Source organism: Planomicrobium stackebrandtii (genome assembly GCF_030814955.1).
Taxonomy (GTDB): domain Bacteria; phylum Bacillota; class Bacilli; order Bacillales_A; family Planococcaceae; genus Planococcus; species Planococcus stackebrandtii.
Window position 1 is genome coordinate 64,275 of sequence record NZ_JAUSWB010000005.1, and the last position, 21,545, is coordinate 85,819.

Annotated in this window: 19 protein-coding genes; 15 read left to right on the forward strand and 4 right to left on the reverse strand. The window is 44.7% G+C overall.

Going from position 1 to position 21,545, the window contains the following annotated elements; translation table 11 throughout:
- Positions 1-25 precede the first annotated feature (25 nt).
- The 14 genes from QOZ98_RS10065 (at position 26) to QOZ98_RS10130 (ending at position 15,489) form a co-directional block, all read left to right on the forward strand.
- Positions 26-841: a transporter substrate-binding domain-containing protein gene (locus QOZ98_RS10065; RefSeq protein ID WP_308787322.1), complete on the forward strand. Its 816-nt coding sequence runs from the start codon at positions 26-28 to the stop codon at positions 839-841.
- Positions 842-862: 21 nt separating this feature from the next.
- A complete protein-coding gene (locus tag QOZ98_RS10070) occupies positions 863-1,585 on the forward strand; it encodes an amino acid ABC transporter permease (protein WP_308787323.1) in 723 nt (240 codons plus the stop codon).
- Positions 1,582-2,322, forward strand: coding sequence for an amino acid ABC transporter ATP-binding protein (locus QOZ98_RS10075; protein ID WP_308787324.1), 741 nt, complete (start codon positions 1,582-1,584; stop codon positions 2,320-2,322). The genes QOZ98_RS10070 and QOZ98_RS10075 overlap by 4 nt, the downstream gene beginning before the upstream one ends.
- Positions 2,323-2,364: 42 nt before the next feature.
- Entirely contained in the window at positions 2,365-3,300 is a 936-nt protein-coding gene (gene mmuM, locus QOZ98_RS10080; protein ID WP_308787325.1) for a homocysteine S-methyltransferase, read from the forward strand.
- A gap of 172 nt (positions 3,301-3,472) precedes the next feature.
- Complete coding sequence (locus tag QOZ98_RS10085; RefSeq protein ID WP_308787615.1) at positions 3,473-3,925, forward strand: helix-turn-helix domain-containing protein; 453 nt, start codon at positions 3,473-3,475, stop codon at positions 3,923-3,925.
- A 181-nt stretch (positions 3,926-4,106) separates the two neighbouring features.
- On the forward strand, positions 4,107-4,607 hold the full coding sequence (locus QOZ98_RS10090) for an LURP-one-related/scramblase family protein (RefSeq protein WP_308787326.1): 501 nt from the start codon (positions 4,107-4,109) through the stop codon (positions 4,605-4,607).
- Positions 4,608-4,850: 243 nt separating this feature from the next.
- Positions 4,851-5,429 carry a VanZ family protein gene (locus tag QOZ98_RS10095; RefSeq protein ID WP_308787327.1) on the forward strand — a complete coding sequence of 193 codons (579 nt, stop codon included), beginning with the start codon at positions 4,851-4,853 and terminating at the stop codon, positions 5,427-5,429.
- Positions 5,430-5,458: 29 nt separating this feature from the next.
- Positions 5,459-6,151, forward strand: a complete 693-nt coding sequence (locus QOZ98_RS10100) for a response regulator transcription factor (RefSeq protein WP_308787328.1) — start codon at positions 5,459-5,461, stop codon at positions 6,149-6,151.
- The gene (locus QOZ98_RS10105) at positions 6,135-7,274 is read left to right on the forward strand and encodes a sensor histidine kinase (protein WP_308787329.1); all 1,140 of its coding nucleotides are present in this window, start codon (positions 6,135-6,137) and stop codon (positions 7,272-7,274) included. Before QOZ98_RS10100 ends, QOZ98_RS10105 begins: the two co-directional genes overlap by 17 nt.
- Before the next feature lie 278 nt (positions 7,275-7,552).
- Complete coding sequence (locus tag QOZ98_RS10110) at positions 7,553-9,466, forward strand: PTS mannitol transporter subunit IICBA (RefSeq protein WP_308787330.1); 1,914 nt, start codon at positions 7,553-7,555, stop codon at positions 9,464-9,466.
- Between the two features lie 96 nt (positions 9,467-9,562).
- Positions 9,563-11,650 carry a BglG family transcription antiterminator gene (locus QOZ98_RS10115; protein ID WP_308787331.1) on the forward strand — a complete coding sequence of 696 codons (2,088 nt, stop codon included), beginning with the start codon at positions 9,563-9,565 and terminating at the stop codon, positions 11,648-11,650.
- Between the two features lie 6 nt (positions 11,651-11,656).
- Positions 11,657-12,805: a mannitol-1-phosphate 5-dehydrogenase gene (locus QOZ98_RS10120; protein WP_308787332.1), complete on the forward strand. Its 1,149-nt coding sequence runs from the start codon at positions 11,657-11,659 to the stop codon at positions 12,803-12,805.
- A gap of 242 nt (positions 12,806-13,047) precedes the next feature.
- Complete coding sequence (locus QOZ98_RS10125; RefSeq protein ID WP_308787333.1) at positions 13,048-14,577, forward strand: malate:quinone oxidoreductase; 1,530 nt, start codon at positions 13,048-13,050, stop codon at positions 14,575-14,577.
- Positions 14,578-14,847: 270 nt separating this feature from the next.
- On the forward strand, positions 14,848-15,489 hold the full coding sequence (locus tag QOZ98_RS10130; RefSeq protein ID WP_308787334.1) for an O-methyltransferase: 642 nt from the start codon (positions 14,848-14,850) through the stop codon (positions 15,487-15,489).
- Positions 15,490-15,554: 65 nt separating this feature from the next.
- Here QOZ98_RS10130 and QOZ98_RS10135 read toward each other — a convergent pair whose 3' ends face one another.
- The 4 genes from QOZ98_RS10135 to glcT form a co-directional block, all read right to left on the reverse strand.
- Entirely contained in the window at positions 15,555-16,097 is a 543-nt protein-coding gene (locus tag QOZ98_RS10135; RefSeq protein WP_308787335.1) for an ECF transporter S component, read from the reverse strand.
- A 217-nt stretch (positions 16,098-16,314) separates the two neighbouring features.
- The gene (locus tag QOZ98_RS10140) at positions 16,315-17,124 is read right to left on the reverse strand and encodes an endonuclease/exonuclease/phosphatase family protein (RefSeq protein ID WP_308787336.1); all 810 of its coding nucleotides are present in this window, start codon (positions 17,122-17,124) and stop codon (positions 16,315-16,317) included.
- 93 nt (positions 17,125-17,217) lie between these two features.
- On the reverse strand, positions 17,218-19,254 hold the full coding sequence (gene ptsG, locus QOZ98_RS10145; RefSeq protein ID WP_308787337.1) for a glucose-specific PTS transporter subunit IIBC: 2,037 nt from the start codon (positions 19,252-19,254) through the stop codon (positions 17,218-17,220).
- Between the two features lie 160 nt (positions 19,255-19,414).
- Positions 19,415-20,257, reverse strand: a complete 843-nt coding sequence (glcT, locus tag QOZ98_RS10150) for a glucose PTS transporter transcription antiterminator GlcT (protein ID WP_308787338.1) — start codon at positions 20,255-20,257, stop codon at positions 19,415-19,417.
- A gap of 342 nt (positions 20,258-20,599) precedes the next feature.
- Between glcT and QOZ98_RS10155 the strand changes: the two genes are divergently transcribed.
- Positions 20,600-21,481 carry a Cof-type HAD-IIB family hydrolase gene (locus QOZ98_RS10155; protein ID WP_308787339.1) on the forward strand — a complete coding sequence of 294 codons (882 nt, stop codon included), beginning with the start codon at positions 20,600-20,602 and terminating at the stop codon, positions 21,479-21,481.
- Positions 21,482-21,545 lie beyond the last annotated feature (64 nt).

The window sequence follows — 21,545 nt, forward strand, 5'->3', positions numbered from 1 at the left end:
TCTGTCCAAAAAAAGGAGCTTGAAAATGACAAGAAAAAATTATGTATTGGGATCACTGTTTTTATCAATAAGTGCAATTGGGGCATTAAGCGGATGTTCGTCGGAAGAAGCAGCAAGCGCAACGGGGGATCAAGTCATTACAGTGGGAACACAAAATGATTACCCGCCTTTCGCTTTTGCAGACGATTCGAATGAACTGACAGGGTATGATGTTGAGATGGTTAAAGTAATCGACGAAAGACTGGATGGCTATACATTTGAATTTGTTGCCGTTCCTTGGGACAGCATGTTTCTCGCACTGGAGTCCAATAAGATCCAGGCAATAGCGGATCAGGTGGCAAAAACACCGGAGCGCCAGGAAAAGTATTTGTTCACTAATGAATCTTATTTTGCAGCTGAAACGGTGATTGCGGTGAAAACTGGAAGAGAAGATATCCAGACTGTAGAGGATTTGGAAGGCAAGTCAGTGGGCGCTTTAGCGGGAGATTCGTACACGCTGCTGCTGGAGGAATACAACGAAACAGCAGACACTCCGATTGATTTGAAATACAGCGAAAGCGGAAACCCTTCAGAAATGTTGCAGGACGTACAAAATGGCCGTGTTGATGCTTACGTCAACGATCCGATCATGATCGATGCAGTACTGGAGAAAAATGATTTAGGAGTAGAGATTGTTGGACAGCCCCTGGTGAACGATGATATGGGAATTGTTTTGAAAAATGGCGAAGAGGGGGAAGAGCTAAAGGCATTGATTGATCCGATTTTGAAAGAACTTAAAGAAGACGGCACGTTAGCGGAACTGTCGATCAAATGGACTGGCGGAGAATATATCCCCGAATAGGTTTGTGGAAGGAAAGAAAAAATGGAAAACTTACTGGATATTAATTTTTTAATCGAAAGCTTTCCTGCTATTGTTTCACGGCTTCCGATTACCATTGGAATAGCTGTCGGCTCATTGGTGTTAAGTTTGTTTATCGGGGTTTTTACCGCATTGATCAAAATATACAAGGTTCCGGTATTAAGCGTAGTTACGTCAATATACGTATCTTTTATCAGAGGAACTCCTCTATTGGTTCAAATCTATCTGGTGTTTTACGGCATTCCTAAGATCATTTACTACTTGCAGATCGAGTATGGGTGGCTTCAGTCTGCCGACGTCAACAGCATTGCGCCTGAAGTGTATGCGCTGCTGGCGTTTTCGATCAATCTGGGTGCTTATTTGTCGGAGACAATCCGGTCGGCGATTGAATCGGTTGATCGCGGACAATTTGAAGCAGCGAAAGCAATCGGGATGAAGCCAACGCAAATGATGCTTCAAATTATTTTCCCACAGGCACTGGCCGTCGCGATTCCAAACCTGGGCAACATGTTCATCAGCACGATTAAAGACACGTCCTTGGTCTTTATCATTGGGGTTGTGGACATTATGGGGCAAGCCAAAATTCTTGGCTCCCGCGGCTTGGCATTTTTCGAAGTATATATCGCGGTGTCCATTGTTTATTGGATTCTGTGCATTGCAGTAGAGCGATTGCTGGTCAAATTAGAGAAGCGGGCTCGCAGATATGAAAGAGGGATTGCTTCATGATCAAACTGGAAAACATACATAAATACTACGACAGCCATCACGTGCTGAAGGGAATTAACATAGGCGTCGACAAAGGCGAGGTAGTTTCTATTTTAGGGCCGAGCGGTTCAGGCAAATCGACATTACTGCGTTGCATCAACTTCCTGGAACAGCCGACCAGCGGCATAGTGGAAATCGGCGGCAAAAGAGTGAATGTCGAATCAGCCAGCAAATCGGATGTCTTTGCATTAAGAACGTCGACAGGCATGGTTTTTCAACAATACAACTTGTTCAAAAATTTGACTGTGCTCCAAAATGTGATGATTGGCTTAACAAGCGTTAAACAATTGAAGAAGGATGAAGCGAAAAAGAGGAGCTTGGAAATTCTTGAACGAGTGGGCTTGTCAGACAAACTAAGCCACTATCCGGCACAACTGTCAGGCGGGCAGCAGCAACGGGTTGGCATCGCTCGGGCACTTGCGCTCAATCCGGAAGTTTTATTATTTGATGAACCGACATCTTCTTTAGATCCGGAGCTGGTGGATGAAGTGTTGGCAACAATCAGAGCTGTAGCAGATACAGGGAAAACGATGTTTATCGTTACACACGAACTTAATTTCGCACGTGAAATCTCGGATCGGATCATCTTTATGGAAGATGGTGTCATTATCGAAGAAGGCACGCCTGAGCAGCTTTTTACTGACCCTAAAATGGAAAGAACCAAGCAATTTTTAAGCAAAGCGACAAGAAACAATTAATAAATGACTAGATAAGCTCGGATTTGGAAAGGATGTTTAGGAATGAACCCGATTGAACAAATTTTAAATCACTTTCCGATCGTCATTCTTGACGGGGCAATGGCTACAGAGCTGGAAAACTACGGCTGCAATTTAAATGACAGCCTGTGGTCGGCAAAAGTATTAATGGAAAATCCGGAGTTGATCAAAAAAGTTCACCTCGACTATTTCCAGGCAGGCGCAGACTGTGCAATTACCGCCAGCTACCAGGCAACCATCAGAGGGTATAAAGAAAGAGGGGTGAGCGGGGAAGAAGCAATCGGCTTGATCAAACAGTCTGTCCAACTTGCAGCAGAAGCACGGGATGAGTTTTGGGGAGAGTTGGAAAATCAGTCGAACAGACCGAAACCATTGGTTGCCGCTTCTGTCGGCCCGTATGGCGCTTTTTTGTCGGATGGCTCTGAATACCGCGGCGATTATTCGGTAAGCGAAGAGGAACTGATTGCCTTCCATAAGGAGCGGATCCGGGTATTAGTTGATGCGGGGGCGGACATTTTGGCGTGTGAAACCATTCCCTGCCTGGCAGAAGCTAAAGCCATCGTGAAAGTATTAAAAGAATTTCCGGATGTCTATGCGTGGTTCAGTTTCAGTGCGAAAGATGAACATCATATAAGCGACGGAGAAAAAATCTCCAATTGTGCACAGTGGTTGGATGAACAGGATCAAGTGGCCGCAATCGGCATCAACTGTTCAGCACCTCATATTATTGAGTCGCTGATTACTGAAGTAAGAAGCCAGACAGCGAAGCCAATCATTGTTTATCCAAATTCAGGCGAAGAATACGACCCGACAAGCAAAACATGGGGAGAAGGATCTTCGGCAAATCAGTTTGCCTCGAGCACACAACGCTGGCATGAAGCGGGTGCTCAAATCATCGGAGGGTGCTGCAGAACAACTCCTGAGGACATTGCAGGCATTGCCGCTTGGGCTCGTAAATGAAATAGTTTTAAAGGGATCGAGGAGCCGTGTGGCCGCTTTGATCCCTTTTTGTTTCATCTATATGAATTCTAAAGAAAGCAAGCAGAGGTTGCACCCAGATGCGCCTAGAACTATCTTTACTTTATGTAGCTGTTTCTTAATACTGAAATTAGAAGGAAAGGCGAGTGAGACTATGGTTTTCAGTGAACGTTTGAAAAGTGAAAGAGAAAAGAAGGGGTGGTCGCAGGCGGATCTTGCTGACAAGATTCATGTGAGCCGGCAATCCGTTTCAAAATGGGAAACCGGAAAAAACTACCCAAGCATTGAAGTGATCATCAATTTGAGTGATTTGTTTGGCGTGACAATAGATGAGCTGTTAAGGAGTGATGAAGAATTGAAGGACAAAGTGATTCAGGACAGTAAGCAGCTGGCGCACCCAAAGTGGAAAGTTTTTTGTGATAGTGTGTTTATGCTAGGAGTCTTTTTACTAGTATCGAAAATCATCATTTTCGCATCGAATTACTTTTTCGGAACATCCATTGTAATGCCAGAAGGTGTTCCAAGATTTCTCTCAAACTTCCTGCCGTTATTTTTGATGGTAGCTGGCGGTATCGGTTCTGATTATTTTAAAGATAAGTATATTTAAATAGAACCACCTAAAACCTTCCTGCTAAAGTGTTTTAGGTGGTTTTTAAATTTGTAGAACTTCAAGGCAATCTTATATCTTTATTCTGAGTGAAGGCATTTTCCTAGGCTGTGTTGAATAAAACAACCATAGAATCTATTTCATATACAAGAGTGTCAGCTTACCAAAAGGAGAAGATAAAATGAAACAACTCTACATCAAGCAAAGAGTATTCGCTTTGAGCGGTAAGTTTACCGTGAAGGATCAGCAGGGAAACGATGTTTACTACGTAGAAGGCAGCTTTATGCAGATTCCAAAAACCTTCTCCATTATGAATATGACAAGAGATGAAGTTGCGCTCATCACCAAAAAAACTTTTAGTTTCCTGCCAAAATTTTTTGTTGAGGTCAATGGCCAGGAACGCTTGACGATTAAGAAGGAATTTTCCATATTCAAGGCGCGCTATACGATTGACGGCACCGGCATCGAGATTCGCGGAAACTGGTGGGATATGGATTTTCAACTGTTACAGCATGGGGAAGTCATCGGCCAGGTGAACAAAGTTTGGTTCAGCTGGGGCGATAGCTACAAGGTCGAGATTCTGGATGAAGAGATGGAGACAGTTGTCATTGCCGTTGTTGTAGCGATCGATTGTGTGAAAGCCGATCAGGCAGCAGCTGCGTCTTCCGGGGGTTCTGCGTAATTTAACGTCCGCTAGTGAAATTGAGTTTCAGCTATTCAAAAAAATATCAGTTAAAAAGAAGCGATTCCCTGGCCATTAAATGGCTGCTGGAATGGCTTCTTTTTTTATTGTTCAATATTAAAAAATCATTTCTCTTTTCTTAAGAAAAACTTTAAAAATGCTGCTTATACTTTACTTATCCCTTGAAGAAAGGCGCACCGATCCAAAAGCCAAACAAAATAATTATTGCTAGGAGGAAGAAAAATGAGTGATTCAATCATCTTTACAATCAATTCTACTTACATCCTGTTGCCGGCGTTTCTACTTTTTCTTATTTACTTGCTTGTTGCCACCTTGTTAAAGAAAAACTATGCTTTAGGCCAATTTACGCTAATGCTGTCTTTTGCCGTTTATTTTTTAGCTATGATGCATTTGGTGTTTTTCCCAATTGAGGTGAATCTCGGTGAATATCGAAACCTAACCCCGTGGTACAAATCAACTAACTTTATTCCGGTCTTGACGATTGATCTGAAGACTTTCGCATTGAATATCATCATGCTGGTGCCCTTCGGCATGTACTTGCCGTTTTTGAGCCGAAAAATCCGCTCTGTTAAACAGGCAGCGCGGCTTGGGTTTTATGTTAGCTTGTCGTTTGAACTCACCCAATTAGCTATCCGGATATTGCTCGGAAACGGGAGAAGTACAGATATCAATGATTTGATTGCGAATACATTAGGGGCTGTGATAGGGTTTCTACTAATAAGGCAAATTTTAAGAATTTCACAGGCTCAAACCTTTTTCTACAAATTCAACTTGGAAAAAAGAGCCGGAATAGATCGGTAGGATAGATTTTATAGAGGGGGAAAACAAGCGTGAGCCAAACTGTTTTAATTGTTGACGATGACCGTGATATTGCGAGGCTGGCAGAGATCTATTTACGAAATGAAGGATATGATGTCCTGCAGGCGTGGGATGGACTAGAGGCATTGGCAGTCATCGAACGTGCCTCTATCGATCTGATTGTTTTGGATATTATGATGCCCCGCATGGACGGTTTGGAGTTTTGCCGGCAAGTGCGGGCAACCAGCCAGGTGCCAATTCTTATGCTCAGTGCCAAGGTGCAGGACATGGACAAAATCACCGGTCTGATAACGGGTGCGGATGATTATATGACCAAACCGTTTAATCCTCTGGAATTGAATGCGCGGGTAAAAGGCTTGCTGCGGCGCGCAAGCTATAGTCCGCCAGACAAGGAACATGAGAGCATACAGATCCATTCCTGGAAAATCGACAAAAAGGGTCACGGCGTCAGCATACATGGCAAGGAAATCAAATTGACTTCCAGCGAATTCGACATCTTTTATTTGCTGGCTAAAAACCAGGGCACTGTATTTAGCTCGGAGGAAATTTTCAGGCGGCTGTGGGAAGAAGACAGTATGGGATCAAACAAAACAGTTATGGTGCATATAAAAAACCTTCGGGATAAGATGCAAGCAGCTAATCCTGGGGAAGCTCTGATTCAAACTGTTTGGGGAGTAGGCTATAAAATTGAAAAAAGTCATTAAGTTCATTCCGATTTGGAAAATACTGCTATATATCGTTCTGGCAGTCTTACTGACAGCCGGAACCGCTCAAGTCTTTATTTTTGCACTATATTTCCTGGAAACACAATCTTCCCGGCTTGCAGATTTTATCGAGCTGAGCGGCTCTTTCGGTTTGGTGCCTATCATCCTATTATGTTTACTGCCATTCGCTCTGTTCGTATCCTTCTTTTATCTTATTGAGCGGCAGAGATATATAGAAAGTACGATGAAGAATATGATGAAAGAAATGGAAAGCATCGCAAAAGGGCAGTTTGATCAGGAGCTGACAAACGAAGATGAAGGGGTGATAGGGGAATTAGCGAGAGAAGTGAATCAGATCATCCTGCAACTAGAAGGAGCGAAAGCCGAGCAAAAAAAAGCGGCTGAGATAAAGAACGATTTGATCACCAATGTCGCCCATGACCTTCGTTCGCCCTTAACTTCAATTGTCGGCTATTTGGATTTGATCAACGAAGACCGGTATAAAAGTGAAGTGGAGCTCAGGTATTACATCCAAATCATCCATCAGAAATCTCACGAACTCAACCAATTACTGAATGATTTATTCGAGTACACCCTGGTGCAGAATAAAGAAGCGCTGATCAACGAAGTGCCGATCAATCTGGAGGAAATGATGAACCAATTATCCGTTCAGTTCCAGTTCCAGCTTAAAGAAGCAGGAATGGAGATGCGGCAGCACTTTTCATTCACGGAAAGGCCGTTTGTCATGGGAGAAGGACCAAAGCTGGCAAGAGTATTTGAAAATCTGATCGAAAATGCCATCCGGTATGGCAAAGAAGGAAAGTATATTGACCTCTCGGTAAAAGAATCGGAAGAACTTATCGAAATCGAAATAGCTAGCTATGGCCAGGCTATCCCAAGCATCGATTTGCCCTACCTATTCGAACGGTTCTATAGAGTCGAAAAATCACGTTCCCAGTATACAGGCGGTTCAGGATTAGGCTTAGCAATTGTAAAAAGCATTTTGGAATTGCATGGCGGCCAAATCAGAGCAGAAAGCACATTGGGCAAAACTGCTTTTGTGGTGAAACTTCCTAAAAAGAGTGAAGGAGCACGGGTTTCAATACCCGATTTCCCAATTTAAGATTGCACAGCAAGTTTCTGTAGCAGGCTCAGAGGATTCCGTTGCTTTTTCAGAAAGACTTTCCTGTTTTATAATCTTTGACTATTTTTATGGAATTACTACAATAAAAAAGGCTGTCCTTTCGTCATGCTTACTGACGAGGGACAGTCTTTTTCTGTAAAACAACACTCTTGTCACGACAAGCCCGACAAAGTTGACTTTCCTTGTTATTGAATGCGCTTCCATCTGAGGTCTATGATAAAGGAACATTATAAGTATAGTTAGAAGGAGAGGATTACATGAACGATTCAAAAATGAAGATTCGCGTGCAGAAGTTCGGGAATTTCCTGAGCTCGATGGTTTTGCCGAATATCGGTGCATTTATTGCATGGGGATTGATAACAGCGCTATTCATCCCAACCGGGTTTTTCCCGAATGAAAATCTTGGCACACTCGTAGGACCGATGGTTACTTACATGCTGCCGCTGCTGATCGGTTACACAGGAGGCCGGTTGATTTACGACCAACGGGGTGGAGTGGTCGGAACCATCGCGACAATGGGTGTTATTGTCGGGGCTCCCGATACGCCAATGTTCCTTGGCGCCATGATTATGGGGCCGCTTGGTGCCTATGTCATCAAGAAGTTTGACCAATTGATCGAAGGAAAAGTACGCACTGGCTTTGAAATGCTGGTCAACAACTTTTCTGCAGGTATTTTGGGTGGTGCACTTGCCATTTTTGCATTTCTGGGAATTGGACCGGCTGTAAGTTCTTTTACCAGCGTTCTGGTTTCAGGTGTAGACTGGTTGCTTGATGCAGGCTTATTGCCATTAACCAGCATCTTGATCGAACCAGCGAAGATTTTATTCCTGAACAACGCCATCAACCACGGTGTATTGACACCGATCGGGTTGGAGCAAGTTCAGCAGACAGGGAAATCAATCCTGTTCCTTCTGGAAGCGAATCCAGGGCCAGGACTTGGAGTGTTGCTTGGGTTTATGCTGTTTGGAAAAGGCATCGCGAAGCAATCAGCGCCTGGTGCAGCAATTATCCATTTCTTTGGAGGCATTCACGAAATTTATTTCCCATACGTATTGATGAAGCCGATGCTTTTGTTGGCTGTCATTTTCGGCGGGATGAGCGGCGTCTTTACACTTGTGTTAATGGGTGGCGGACTGGTTGCTCCTGCATCACCGGGAAGCATCTTGGCGATTGCAGCAGTTACACCTCCTGAAAGCATGGCTTATCTGGCCAACTTTGCAGCTGTCTTTGTAGCTACAGCCGTGTCATTCGCCATTTCAGCAATCGTTTTGAAATCCAGCAAGCAAACAGATGAAGATATGGAAGAAGCAACAAAGAAAATGGAACAAATGAAAGGCAAGAAAAGTTCTATTTCCCGGGAAATAACGTCACCAGCAGGTGCTGCGAACGGAGTGTTCCCGTCAAATGTACAAAAAATCGTTTTTGCCTGTGATGCGGGAATGGGATCAAGTGCAATGGGCGCTTCTCTTCTGCGCAAGAAAGTAAAAGAAGCCGGACTTGGCGTAGCCGTGTCGAATACAGCCATCAGCACGATTCCTGCCGATTCCCAAATCGTTATTACACAGGAAAAACTGACGCCGCGTGCCGAAAATAAAGTGCCGGATGCTTACCATATTTCAGTCGACAACTTCCTATCAAGCCCGGAGTATGACAAACTGATCGACCGTCTGCAAAATGGAGGGACTGGTGATCAGCATGAGCTGGCGGAAGAAAGCGAAGCAGCTGTTCCGCACAATCCAGAAGATGATCAGCTCCTGCTTGAGGAAAATGTCTTTATCGGACAGAAATTCCGCACAAAAGAAGACGCAATCCGCTTCGCGGGACAAGCATTGGTCAACGCTGGATATGTTGAAGAGTCTTATGTGAACGAAATGTTGAAGCGGGAGGAAATAACGACGACTTATATGGGCAACAATGTCGCGATCCCTCACGGAACGGAAGAAGCAAAAAAATCCGTCATCAATTCAGGCTTTACTGTTGTTCAGGTTCCAAATGGAGTAGACTTTAATGGAGAAAGTGCAAAAATGATTTTTGGCATCGCCGGTAAGGATGGCACGCATTTGGAAATCCTTTCAGGAATCGCCGTCATTTGTGCCGAACAGGACAATGTCGATCAGCTGGTTAATGCGAAAACGGCTAAAGAACTAATGGCCATTATCAACAGCAACTGAATAGCAGCAACAGAAAGGCGGGGATTCCTGCCTTTTTGTTCTATCTGCATTTCCTGGTCTTGAAGAAGGCATCCAAAAGTGAAATGAGTGAGCTGAATGTTTATCACGTTTAGGGAAAAATCCATTATCGAACTGATTGTCAGAACTTCCGGAAAACATACGGTGCATTCGCTGTCTTCATATTTGGATGTCAGTGCCCGGACAATCCAGCGGGACTTGAAATCAGTAGGGAAAATGCTGCAGCAATTTGAACTGACTGTTGAACGCACGGGAGACGAGGGGCTATTTATTGCGGGTAAAAATGAACAAGTTTACCGGCTGATCCAAAACCTGATGACGGTCAGTCCGGCAGATGAAACCCCGGAAGAGAGAAAGCTGAAACTGCTGGTGATTTTATTGCACGAAGGGCCTTTTTTCAAAAAGCAGGTGCTTGCCGGACAGCTGGGGATCAGCACCGCCACCTTGACTGCCTATTTGGATGAGGTAACCGACTGGCTGCGGAAGTTTACGATTGAGTTGTCGCGGACAAGAGGCGTGGGCGTCGAAGTGGATGGCGAAGAAGCCGACAAGCGCCACGCTCTTGGCAGCTTTATCCTCGCTTACTTCTACGAGGAAATGATCGAGAGTTTGTATTTTCTTCAACAGGGAAAAAGCCAAGAAGAGAACATTCTTGGATATTTTTCGCCCCAATACTTGGCGGTCGTGGATCAATTGGTGGACCAAAAAATCAATAAAGAACAAACCAGGCTGGCGGACAGCGACTATATCGGATTGGTCGTCTACAGCTGCCTGGCGCTTCAGCGGACAGAAGCTGGATTCATGCTGGAGCCGGGAGACCGGACAGGGAAAAACTCTGACAACGAGTACCGGTTGATGGAAAATGTGAGTAAAGAGTTGCAAGAGCAGCTTTCGGTTAGTCTGACGGACGCCGATGTGCATTTTTTAGCGGTCATTTTGAAAGGCTCGAAAGTTCAGGCGGCGGATTTAGCCTATTATGACAGCGTGCTGCTTGGACGGCTTATAAAAAACTTGATCCGCGATGTTTCAGCGCAGCTTCATGTCGATTTGATCGATGATTTTTCGCTATACCAGGGGCTGCTTGCGCACATGGGGCCTTCAATCTTCCGGTTAAACCAAAAGCTCGAATCGTTTAATCCGTTGACGGATGAAATCAGGCGGAAATACCCGGTGCTGTTTATGGCGGTCAAGCAGGGATTGGAAAACGAGTTTAAAGATCTCGATTTTTCAGCTGATGAAACGGCTTTTATCGTCCTCCATTTTGGTTCGGCTTTGCTGATGAAGGAAGAAAAGGTCCGAATTGATGCGGTCGTCATTTGTCCGACAGGCATCGGGACTTCGAAAATGCTGGCAAGCCGAATTCAAAAAGAACTGCCGGAAATCAATTCGGTGGAAATCCTGTCGATCAATGATTTTCAAACGGCACATTTTCAGGATTATGACTTGGTGATTTCAACTATCCGGCTGCCGGTTACAGAAGTCGACTACATTATGGTGAGCCCATTGCTTAGCGATCGGGATATTGGTTATATCGAAAGTTATCTGCAAAAAAATGTGGAGAAAATCACCGGGAAAAGGCAATACTTAAATCCAGGAAATTCTAGCGGTGCCTTGGTACTGAAAGGCCGCCCCAATATACATCAGGTCCTGCGGGAAATAAAAGAAGTGCAGGCCAGCATAGATGCGATTCTCGCCAATTTCAAGGTCATCCATAAACATCTTGCCACTGATCATTGGGACGTGTTGAAGGAAGTCATTGAACTGGCGAAAGCGGAAGGGCTGATTACAGATTCCGCCTCGGCCATGCAAGAATTGAAAGAGCGGGAAAAGAAAGGCGGATTGGGGATTCCAGATACCAATATGGCGCTTTTTCACTGCCGTGACGATTCGATTCAAAAACCGGTCTTCCAAATCGTCCACTTGGACAATCCACTCCTGGTTAAAGGAATGGACGGCGTAACTATGCCGATGAAAAATCTGCTGCTGATGCTGGCACCCACCGCGCTGACGGGCAGAGAGCAGGAAATATTGAGCTTGATCAGCACCAGTTTGATTGAAAGCGACGTATCGATGATGATTTTCTCCTCTTCGAACGAGAAAGTGATTCGCCAAAAATTAGAAGACATTTTCTTGGAGTATCTACAAAATAATTTGATAAAGGAATGATGATCAGTGAAACAAACCATTCATTTTGGCGCAGGAAACATTGGCAGAGGATTTATCGGGGCTTTATTTTCCGAATCGGGCTACCACGTAACATTTGTGGATGTTGCAGAGCAGGTTATCAATAAGCTGAACGAAGAAAAAAGCTATAAGGTAAAAATGGCTCAGTCCCAGGAAGAATCCATCACCATTGAAAACGTATCCGGCATTAATAACATGACGCATGATAACGATGTGGTCGACGCAATCCAAAAAGCAACTTATTTAACGACAGCGATTGGCCCGAACATCTTGCCGAGAATCGCACCGCTGATTGCCCGTGGCTTAGCCAAACGCGTAGCGGCAACAGATGACAAGATTTACGTCATTGCCTGTGAGAACCAAATTGGGGCTACGGATATCCTCAAACAGCACATCCTGGACAATTTGGACGAAGATGCAAAAAATGGGCTGGAAGGAAAAGTTTACTTCTTTAACTCAGCAGTTGACCGCATTGTTCCAATCCAGGACCAAAGTTCACTGGACGTTCTGGTTGAACCTTATTTCGAATGGGTTGTGGAAACGACGGAAGACATTCCTTCAGTAACCGGCATGAAAATGGTTGAAGACCTTGCTCCGTTCATTGAACGCAAGCTGTTTACAGTAAACACAGGCCATGCCGTAATTGCTTACCTGGGCTATCTTGCTGGAAAGTCCACAATCGACGAAACCTTGGGTGATGACAAGATTGTGGAACAAGTCAGAGAAACGCTCAAAGAAACCGGCGCTTATCTGGTGAAGGAATACGGCCTCGATGAAGAAGAGCATTTGGCTTATATCAACAAGAACATTGAACGCTTTAAAAATGCCTATTTGAATGACGGTGTAACACGAGTCGGCCGTGCACCTATCCGTAAACTCGGCCCGGAAGACCGGTTGATCCGTCCGGCAACGCAGGCACAAAAGGCTGGATTGTCATACACGCATCTGGCCAACGCCATTGCAGCTGCCCTGCTGTTTGATTATCCGGAAGACGAGGAAGCCATGGAAATCCAGGAAGTGATCCGGAAGTCTGGACCTGCAGCTGCGCTGAAAACATTCAGCGGCTTGCCGGAAGACAGTGACATCACTAAAGAAGTCGTTCGCCAGTACGAAACCTTGCAAGCCCAAAAACGCTGAAATAGATGGAATCCAAATGGCAGATACGCCCCATGTGTCTGCCATTTGTACGTTTTATAAAGTCCTTAAACTGGAAACGGGCATCTTTCTTTTGTACTGTCACCAAGTGAGGTATACTTGACAGGCAAAACTAGATAGTTGCATTCAAAAAATATGATATAATTATATAATTGAGGCAGAAAAGGTGCGTTTCGGTTAAGCCTGGCTTTTTGTATTATTTGATCAGGAGCAGCTGCACCTATATGCAAATATACGGGATAAGGAAGGTTATAATGGACAACCAACAGAAAAAAAGAAATGTCATCTTAATTGGTGCCGGAGTCATGAGCGCAACTTTAGGCTCCATGCTTAAAGAGCTTGCACCCGATTGGAATATTAAAGTGTTTGAAAAACTTGAAAAAGCGGGATCTGAAAGCTCGAACGAATGGAATAATGCCGGAACAGGGCACGCCGCACTTTGTGAGCTTAACTATACGCCGGAACAGGCTGACGGTTCTGTAGATATCAAAAAAGCGATCAGCATTAATGAGCAATTCCAGCTGTCAAGACAGTTCTGGTCGTTTCTTGTAAACAATAAACGCATTGCCAACCCACAAGACTTTATCATGTCGATTCCGCACATGAGTTTAGTGCAGGGAGAAGAAAATGTCCGTTTCCTGAATACGCGTTTTGAAGCATTGTCTAAGAGCCCTTTGTTCAAAGGAATGGAATATTCAGCTGATCCAGCAAAATTGAAAGAATGGATTCCGCTTATCATGGAAGGCCGTTCTTCAGCCGATGCAATGGCAGCAACTAAAATCGATTCTGGAACAGACGTCAACTTCGGCGCCTTAACGGAAATGCTGTTTGACCACTTGAAGGAACAGCAGGTCGAGATCAATTACAAACACGCTGTCAAAGACATTAAACGCAGCGGCGACGGCACGTGGGAAGTAAAAGTGGAAGACCTTGCAAACGATAAAATCGAATACCACAGTGCGGACTTCGTCTTTATTGGCGGCGGCGGCGGAAGCTTGCCATTGCTTCAAAAAACTGGCATTCCGGAATCCAAGCACATTGGCGGATTCCCTGTAAGCGGGATGTTCCTGGTCTGCAACGATCCGGAAATCGTCGAACAGCACCACGCAAAAGTATACGGAAAAGCGAAAGTCGGAGCTCCTCCGATGTCAGTGCCGCATTTGGACACGCGTTTTATCGACAACAAGAAATCGTTGTTGTTCGGACCGTTTGCCGGCTTCTCGCCGAAATTCCTGAAAACAGGTTCGAACATGGACTTGATCGGATCTGTAAAACCGAACAACGTCTTCACGATGCTGGCGGCAGGCGCAAAAGAGATGTCCTTAACAAAATATCTCATCCAGCAGGTTATGCTGTCGAATGAAAAACGCGTGGAAGAATTGCGTGAGTTTATTCCGACTGCCAAGCTTAAGGATTGGGATGTTGTCGTAGCCGGGCAACGTGTACAGGTCATCAAAGATACAGATAAAGGCAAAGGAACTCTCCAGTTTGGTACAGAAATTGTCACTGCTGCAGACGGTTCGGTTGCTGCGTTGCTTGGTGCTTCTCCTGGTGCGTCCACAGCCGTTCATGCGATGCTGGAGATCTTCAAAAAATGCTTCCCGGACGAAGTAGGCGGCTGGGAACCAAAAATCAAAGAAATGATTCCATCTTACGGTGTTTCCTTGTCTGAAAACCCTGAGCTTCTTCAGGAAATTCATACATCAACAGCTAAAGCATTGCAACTGGATGAAAAAAGCCCAATAGAAATCTAAGTTCCATATAATAATGCATCGTGAAAGCCCTTTTCATCCGAAATGATGAAAGGGGCTTTTTTTGGACAATTTTGTCCGCAAACAGATCTAATTTATTTGTGTATGAAGAAGAAACAACGGGTACAAAAGAATATGGAAAAATGGATATGTAAGTTAAACTCATGATTTTTGCTTGTTGATTTGTTTCTTGCGGGAGTCCTGCTCAGAGCGGCAGAAGCGGCTTATAAAATGAAGATAGAGATCCATTGACAAAAAAAGGAGCTGCAGACCATGAAGAAAACAAATTACTATATCAATACGGTATTCACGGCCAAAGATCCAATTTTGGAGAACGTTGTTTCTTCGATAGAAGAAAATGGGATGCCGTCGATTTCGGTATCGCCTTCATCCGGCAAATTGCTGACGATGCTGGTATCAATTTCAAATGCAAAAAATGTTTTAGAAATTGGAGCTCTTGGCGGTTATAGCGGAATTTGCCTGGTTAGAGGGTTCAACAATAAAGAAGGCAAACTGACTTCTCTTGAACTTGAGGAAAGCTACGCACAATTGGCTTACCGAAATTTGGAGAAAGCGGGCTTTGGTGAACAGGTTGTATATCGGACAGGAGCGGCTTTAGAGAGCCTGGAAAAGCTGGTTGAGGAAAATCGGAAGTTCGACTTTTTCTTTATCGATGCGGACAAAGAAAACTATGAAAATTACTTAAACTATTGCCTGAAGCTGGCAGGGCCCGGCGCTTTGATTGTGGCGGACAATGTACTGGCAGCAGGAACAGTAGTGGATGAGACCATCCAAGCCAAACGCAATACCGAAATTATGAAAGCTTTCAATAAAACAGTGGCCAATCATCCACAGCTCGAATCCATGCTGATTCCGGTGGGGGACGGGCTGACCTTATCAAAAGTGAATAACTGAAAAAGAGCGTGCCCAAGTTTAGGCACGCTCTTTTTTCTATAGATCGAAGTTTATCCCAAGGCAGGTTATTTAAAGAATGGTGTTTTCTTCAAGGCAATTGCCACTGGAATGGCGATAATCAGGCCGACAGTATTTTGGACAAGGTTGCCGGGAATAGAAGCTGCCGGAATGATCCAACTGCTGAAAATGATGGCTTCACCCAAATAGTAAATAGCGACCATTAATGGAATTGACACGATGGCAGCTAAAATATTGAAGCGTGTACTGCCGCCGTTTCTGCCGCCAGACCAAGCGATTTTACCAACCAGGTAACCTTGCAGGCCTCGCGCCAGGATCGTAATCGGTGCCCACAACGTCCATCCGGAAACGAGGTCAAACAATCCCATGCCGACTGCACCGGCAATCAGCCCTTTTTTTGGACCGAACAGGATCGCAATGATGAAGAGCATGGCAGTACCCAGGTGGACAAGGCCGCCGTTTGCCGCAATCGGCAGGCGGATATTCAATAATAACGTGGCAACAAAGACAAGTGCAATGGCCATGGAAGTCAAAACCAAATCAAGAGTGCGGGAATTATTCGCAGGTGAATAGCTAGTTGTTTTTTGCATCGTCGGTAACCTTCCTATCTTTTCTTTTTCAAATAAGATTAGCAGAGGTGTGGACTAGTTAAAAGTATCAATTCCGAAGAAAACTTAGGGGTCAGTTTTGTTTTAGGGCAACTTAAACGACCAAGGAAGAGCAGATTCTTAGAAATCGCTGCAGGCATTCGCTGTTTCAACTGCGAAGAGTGAAGCGTCAAATCTCCACTTTAAGTTTGTACTTGTTTCATGATTCTGATGATCTGGGAATAACCACTATTGCTTCTACGCCAAAGTGATCCGAAATAACGGATTTGTTGCGGTTGTTGAAAATGACCTGAGAAGATCGAACATTTACAGGGCAATTCGCCAAGATCAGATCGATGCGCAAATCTTCTTTGTTGTCATTCCATCCGGTAATTTTTCCTTCGACTGTTGTTCCCTCGTCCTTATGTTCTGCCAACTCATACGTATCGTGAAGCCCGTGGCCGATTAAGAAGTCATAGCCCTCTCCTGAAAGAGAAGCACTGTTGTTAAAGTCTCCCATCAGAAAGAGCAGGCCATCCTGTTTGACTTGTTGCAGAAGACGTTCTGCCTGCTGCTTAAAAGGTTCTTCCTCGTCGATCCACCAACCCATATGACAGGAGTAGAAAGACATTGGAGTGCCTTCGCAATCGATTGTAACGCCAACGATTTTTCGCGTCTTCCAGTAATCGATGGCTGTGCTTTGGCTGACGAAAAAAGAGTCTTCTTCTAGAATGGTATGCTTCGTTAAAATGGCGACGCCTTCTTCGTAGATGCCGTAGACCAAGTGGGAAAAACTCCATACAAGTGAATAATTCGAAACACCTATCTTTTCAAGCTCCTGCAGCAGAACGACTCCAAAATTATCTTCCTTAATTTCTCCGTACAGCAGTTTTGCTTTAATTGATTGGTTGACTTCCTGAAGGGCAATGACATCATAATCCTTTTCTTTAATGGTTTCGGCAAAGTGGCGTATTTTGTCATGCTGATTTTCTTCGTGCCATGAATGGCAATTCAAGGTTAAAAGATTCATTGGTTCAGCCTCCTGATTTGTTTGTTTATAGAAGAAAGCCCAGCTGCATACGGAAATTTTCCGAATGCAGCTGGGCTTTAGTTTGGCTTTACATCAAACGACAGGTTCGCCATGGATAATTTCCATGATGTCCTGTTCCTTGGCTGCTACAGCCCCGGATTTTGTAAGTTTGATAGATTGGCCTTCTTCAAGGTTCGTGAAGACAATCGGCGTAATGATTGAAGCCGCGTTTTCAGCGATGTAATCCAAGTCCATCTCCATCAGAAGCTGTCCTTGTTCAACTAAGTCGCCTTGTTCAATATGTGAAGTAAATCCTTCACCTTTCAGGTGGACTGTATCAATACCGATGTGGATCAGAATTTCCGTGCCGTTGTCTGCCGCGATGCCGATAGCATGCTTGGTAGGGAAGACCGTAACGACTTTGCCGTTTACCGGCGAATAAACTTTTCCTTCTGTCGGCTTGATGGCAAATCCGTCTCCGACCATTTTGCCTGAGAATACTTGATCGGGAACTTCTGAAATCGGTAGAAGTTCACCTGTAATCGGGCTATTGAATTCTAGTGGTGTTGCCGATGCAACTGCATTTTCAGTTGGAGCTGCGGTTTTAGCAGTTGGCCGGGGCGATTTGCCATCCATAATGTCCTGCATTTGTCCGCGCAGGTTATCCGACACAGGTCCAAAGATTGCCTGAATGTTATTGCCGACTTCCATGACGCCGGATGCGCCAAGTTTTTTCAACCTGTTTTTATCAACATTGCCTTTGTCTGCTACGCTGACACGCAGGCGTGTGATACATGCATCAAGATGGGTGATGTTTTCCTGTCCGCCCATGGCAGCAAGAATTTCATGTGGCAAGTCGCCAACTTCTGTTGTTTCTTCATCGCCTTCTTCATCTGCTTCGCGTCCAGGCGTCATCAAATTGAATTTCTGGATGGCGAAACGGAAACCAAAGTAGTAGATGACTGAGAAGACCAGACCGACCACGATGACCCAGAACCATTCTGTTCTGCCGGGCAAAACGCCGAACAGCAGGAAGTCAATCAGTCCGCCGGAGAATGTCATACCGATCTTAACATCCAGCAAGTGCATGGTCATAAATGATAGTCCTGCGAAAATGGCATGGATACCGAACAGAACCGGTGCTACAAACAAGAATGAGAACTCAAGAGGTTCAGTGATTCCTGTAAGGAATGAAGTCAAAGCACCTGAAAGCATGATACCTCCGACAATTTTCTTTTTCTCGGGGCGTGCACAATGGTAGATGGCAAGTGCTGCAGCCGGTAGGCCGAACATCATGAACGGGAATTTACCAGTCATGAATGTACCGGCAGTAAAGTCCACACCGTCCTGCAGTTGAGCAAAGAAGATGCGTTGATCGCCGCGGATAATTTCTCCGGCAGCATTTGTGTATTGGCCAAATTCAAACCAAAACGGTGAGTAGAAAATATGGTGGAGACCAAAAGGAATCAATGAGCGTTCAATGGTTCCGAATACGAATGCCGCAAGTGTGCGGTTTGTTTCCAGCATAAAGTGAGAAAGTGTATTCAAACCAGTTTGAGCGAATGGCCAAACCAGGTACATCACAATACCAAGGAAAACAGCTGAGAAAGCGGTAATGATTGGAACAAAGCGCTTTCCTGCAAAGAAGCCTAAAAACTGTGGCAATTCGATTTTGAAGAATTTATTGTACATGTAAGCAGCCATCACACCGACGATAATTCCGCCGAATACGCCTGTCTGCAGTGTCGGAATTCCCAATACATTGGCGTATGCCGGATCAGCGGTCATTTCCAAGGTAATTCCACCAAAAGCTTTCATCGTGACGTTCATGATCAGATAACCGATGATGGCAGCGAGTCCCGCTACTCCATCACCGCCGGCAAGGCCGATGGCGACACCTACAGCAAACAGTAAAGGCAGGTTATCAAAAATAACGCCTCCGGCTTCCGCCATAACAAATAATAATGACTGAATCCAGTCAGCTCCCATAAACGGAACCGCTTCCAAAAATGAGTCTTGTGCAAAGCTGGTACCAAAAGCCAATAGGATACCGGCAGCAGGCAATAGGGCCACAGGCAGCATGAGGGCTTTACCAACTTTTTGCAATGTACCGAACAAATTGAATGACATCTGATTTCCTCCTCGTTGTTTCGAATATAGAACAGGCCAATTGAATACAAAAAAGGCATGAGCAGAAAAGGGAAAAGTCGATAAGAGGGCAGAATCGTCCTAAGCGTCAACTTTTGCATCTTTTCATACTCATGCCTGATCGAATCAGTAACACGTATGGTCAGAATTTATGTGTCAAGCGTTGCAGATGAATGGTCAAATACATGACTTCAGCTTCATCCACAGGCTTATTCAATTGGTTTTGCATTACTTTAATGAGCTTCCAAGCAAGATTATAGCATACAGGATATTCACTTTTCAACATAGCCGCCAATTTATTTTCTTCTCCCAGCGGATCTCCTTTATCGGCGCGGTCGATGGCACGGTGAAGGTGCTGGATAAGGCGGTGGTAGTCAATATTGTCTTTTTCCAAATGGATGTCCAGGCTGTCTTCGATGATTCCAACCATTTTCGAAATCAAAGTATGGTAGCGGTTGATATCGCGCAAAGACTTGTCGGTAACGGCGCTGTGGACATGAAGCGCAATAAAGCCGATTTCCCCTTCCGGAAACGAAACTCCTGTCCGCTCTTCCACTTTTTGGACCACTTCTTTGGCCACCATATATTCTTTCGGATACAGTGACTCGATCTCAAACAAGAAAGGGTTGGAGAACTGGATTCCTTTTTTTGCCCGGTTAATGGCAAACGCGATATGGTCTGTCAGCGCCACGTGGATATGTTCATTCAGTTCCTTGCCCATTTTTTCTTCGATAAACAGCAGCAGCTCGTGAATAAAGGCAATGAGTTTCTCCTCAATATGAGGAAGCAGATTGACGTAATGCTCCATTTCCTTTTCGTCCTGCAGCAAAAAGGTTTTGTCTGCTTCATCGAATGGAACAGAATCTCCCTTTTTCCGGTTAAAGCCAAGGCCATTGCCGATCAATACGGCTTCTTTGTACATGTCATTGCTGGCAATGACGACATTATTATTCAATACTTTTTGTATGGTCAAGATCTGTTTCATTTAAGCCTCCATCTGCCTCCGGATTTTATTGCCGGTCTGACTGGCATCACAAACGATTTTCCTGCAATCTATATAAGCCCTCCAGAAGCAGCTTGTTAAACGTGGTGGGCGCAATGCTTCCTGAAATGGAGAAGAGCCGCCTGGTTAAAGCGGATCTTTTCGCCATCGGTACATAAAAAATCTGAAAATTTCCCTGTCTCTTATTCTAGCATTTCTTTGCTTTCTGCAATAGCCATTAAACTGGCGAATCCAATAAGGGCTGCTGCACATTCGTTGAGTTTAAAAAAAGCAAGGCGTATACTGAGGCTAAATCAATTGTTTTTAACATCAGGAGGTAATGGAGTGGCAGTTAACCCTAAAGCCGTCTTTTTGGATATGGACGGGACTATTTTAAATCATACAAACGAAGTAAGCATGGATACGAAAGAAATCATAGATGAACTGCGAAGCGCAGGAGTTTTCGTTTTTATCGCAACAGGAAGATCTGCGGATGAACTGGCGGAAATGCTTCCGGAAGGATTTGCGGTAGATGGCATCATCACCGCAAATGGCATGGCCGGATATATCGGCGAAGAAGTGGTGTTTGAGCATGCACTGCCGATGGATTTGGTGGAAACGGTTTTAACGAAGGCGCGGGAACGCGAAATCTACTACGAGCTTTTTCCGCATAGAGAACCACGGTTGGTGCTGGAGCAGGATAAGGCGTTTATTGAAGCGGCCGTTCGGGATCCCAAACCCGATTCCGTGCAGATCAATGAATGGATTTCACGCCAAAAAGCGATCGAAGAGGAAATTGAATGGACAAACGAAATTAAAGGCAGTCATTTTTCCAAGTTTTACTTTTTCGCAAGAACCCGCGATGAAATCAATGACTGGAAAATTGAATTGAAGTTACTGCAGGAAAACATGGAATTTTCGATGACTCCTTCTTCTCCGCATAACGCCGAAGTGATGGTCGCAGGCGTCAACAAAGCATCGGGCATTGCCCAGATGCTGGAGCGGTTCGGTTTGACCGGCTGTGAGACATTGGCGATCGGAGACAGCGATAACGATATTAAAATGTTCGAATATGTCAGCCACGCCGTAGCGATGAAAAATGCGGCAGAGCATATACAGGAACTGGTGGATGAAGTAACGGAGTTTAGCTGCGACGAAAATGGTGTCTATCATTACTTGAAAACAAAGGTATGGGCGCAATTGGAAGCAAAAGCACCAAAAGCGTAAATCGAATAACAAAAATCCCCCAAAACGGCCACTGCAAAATGAGCGTTTTGGGGGATTTGAATTT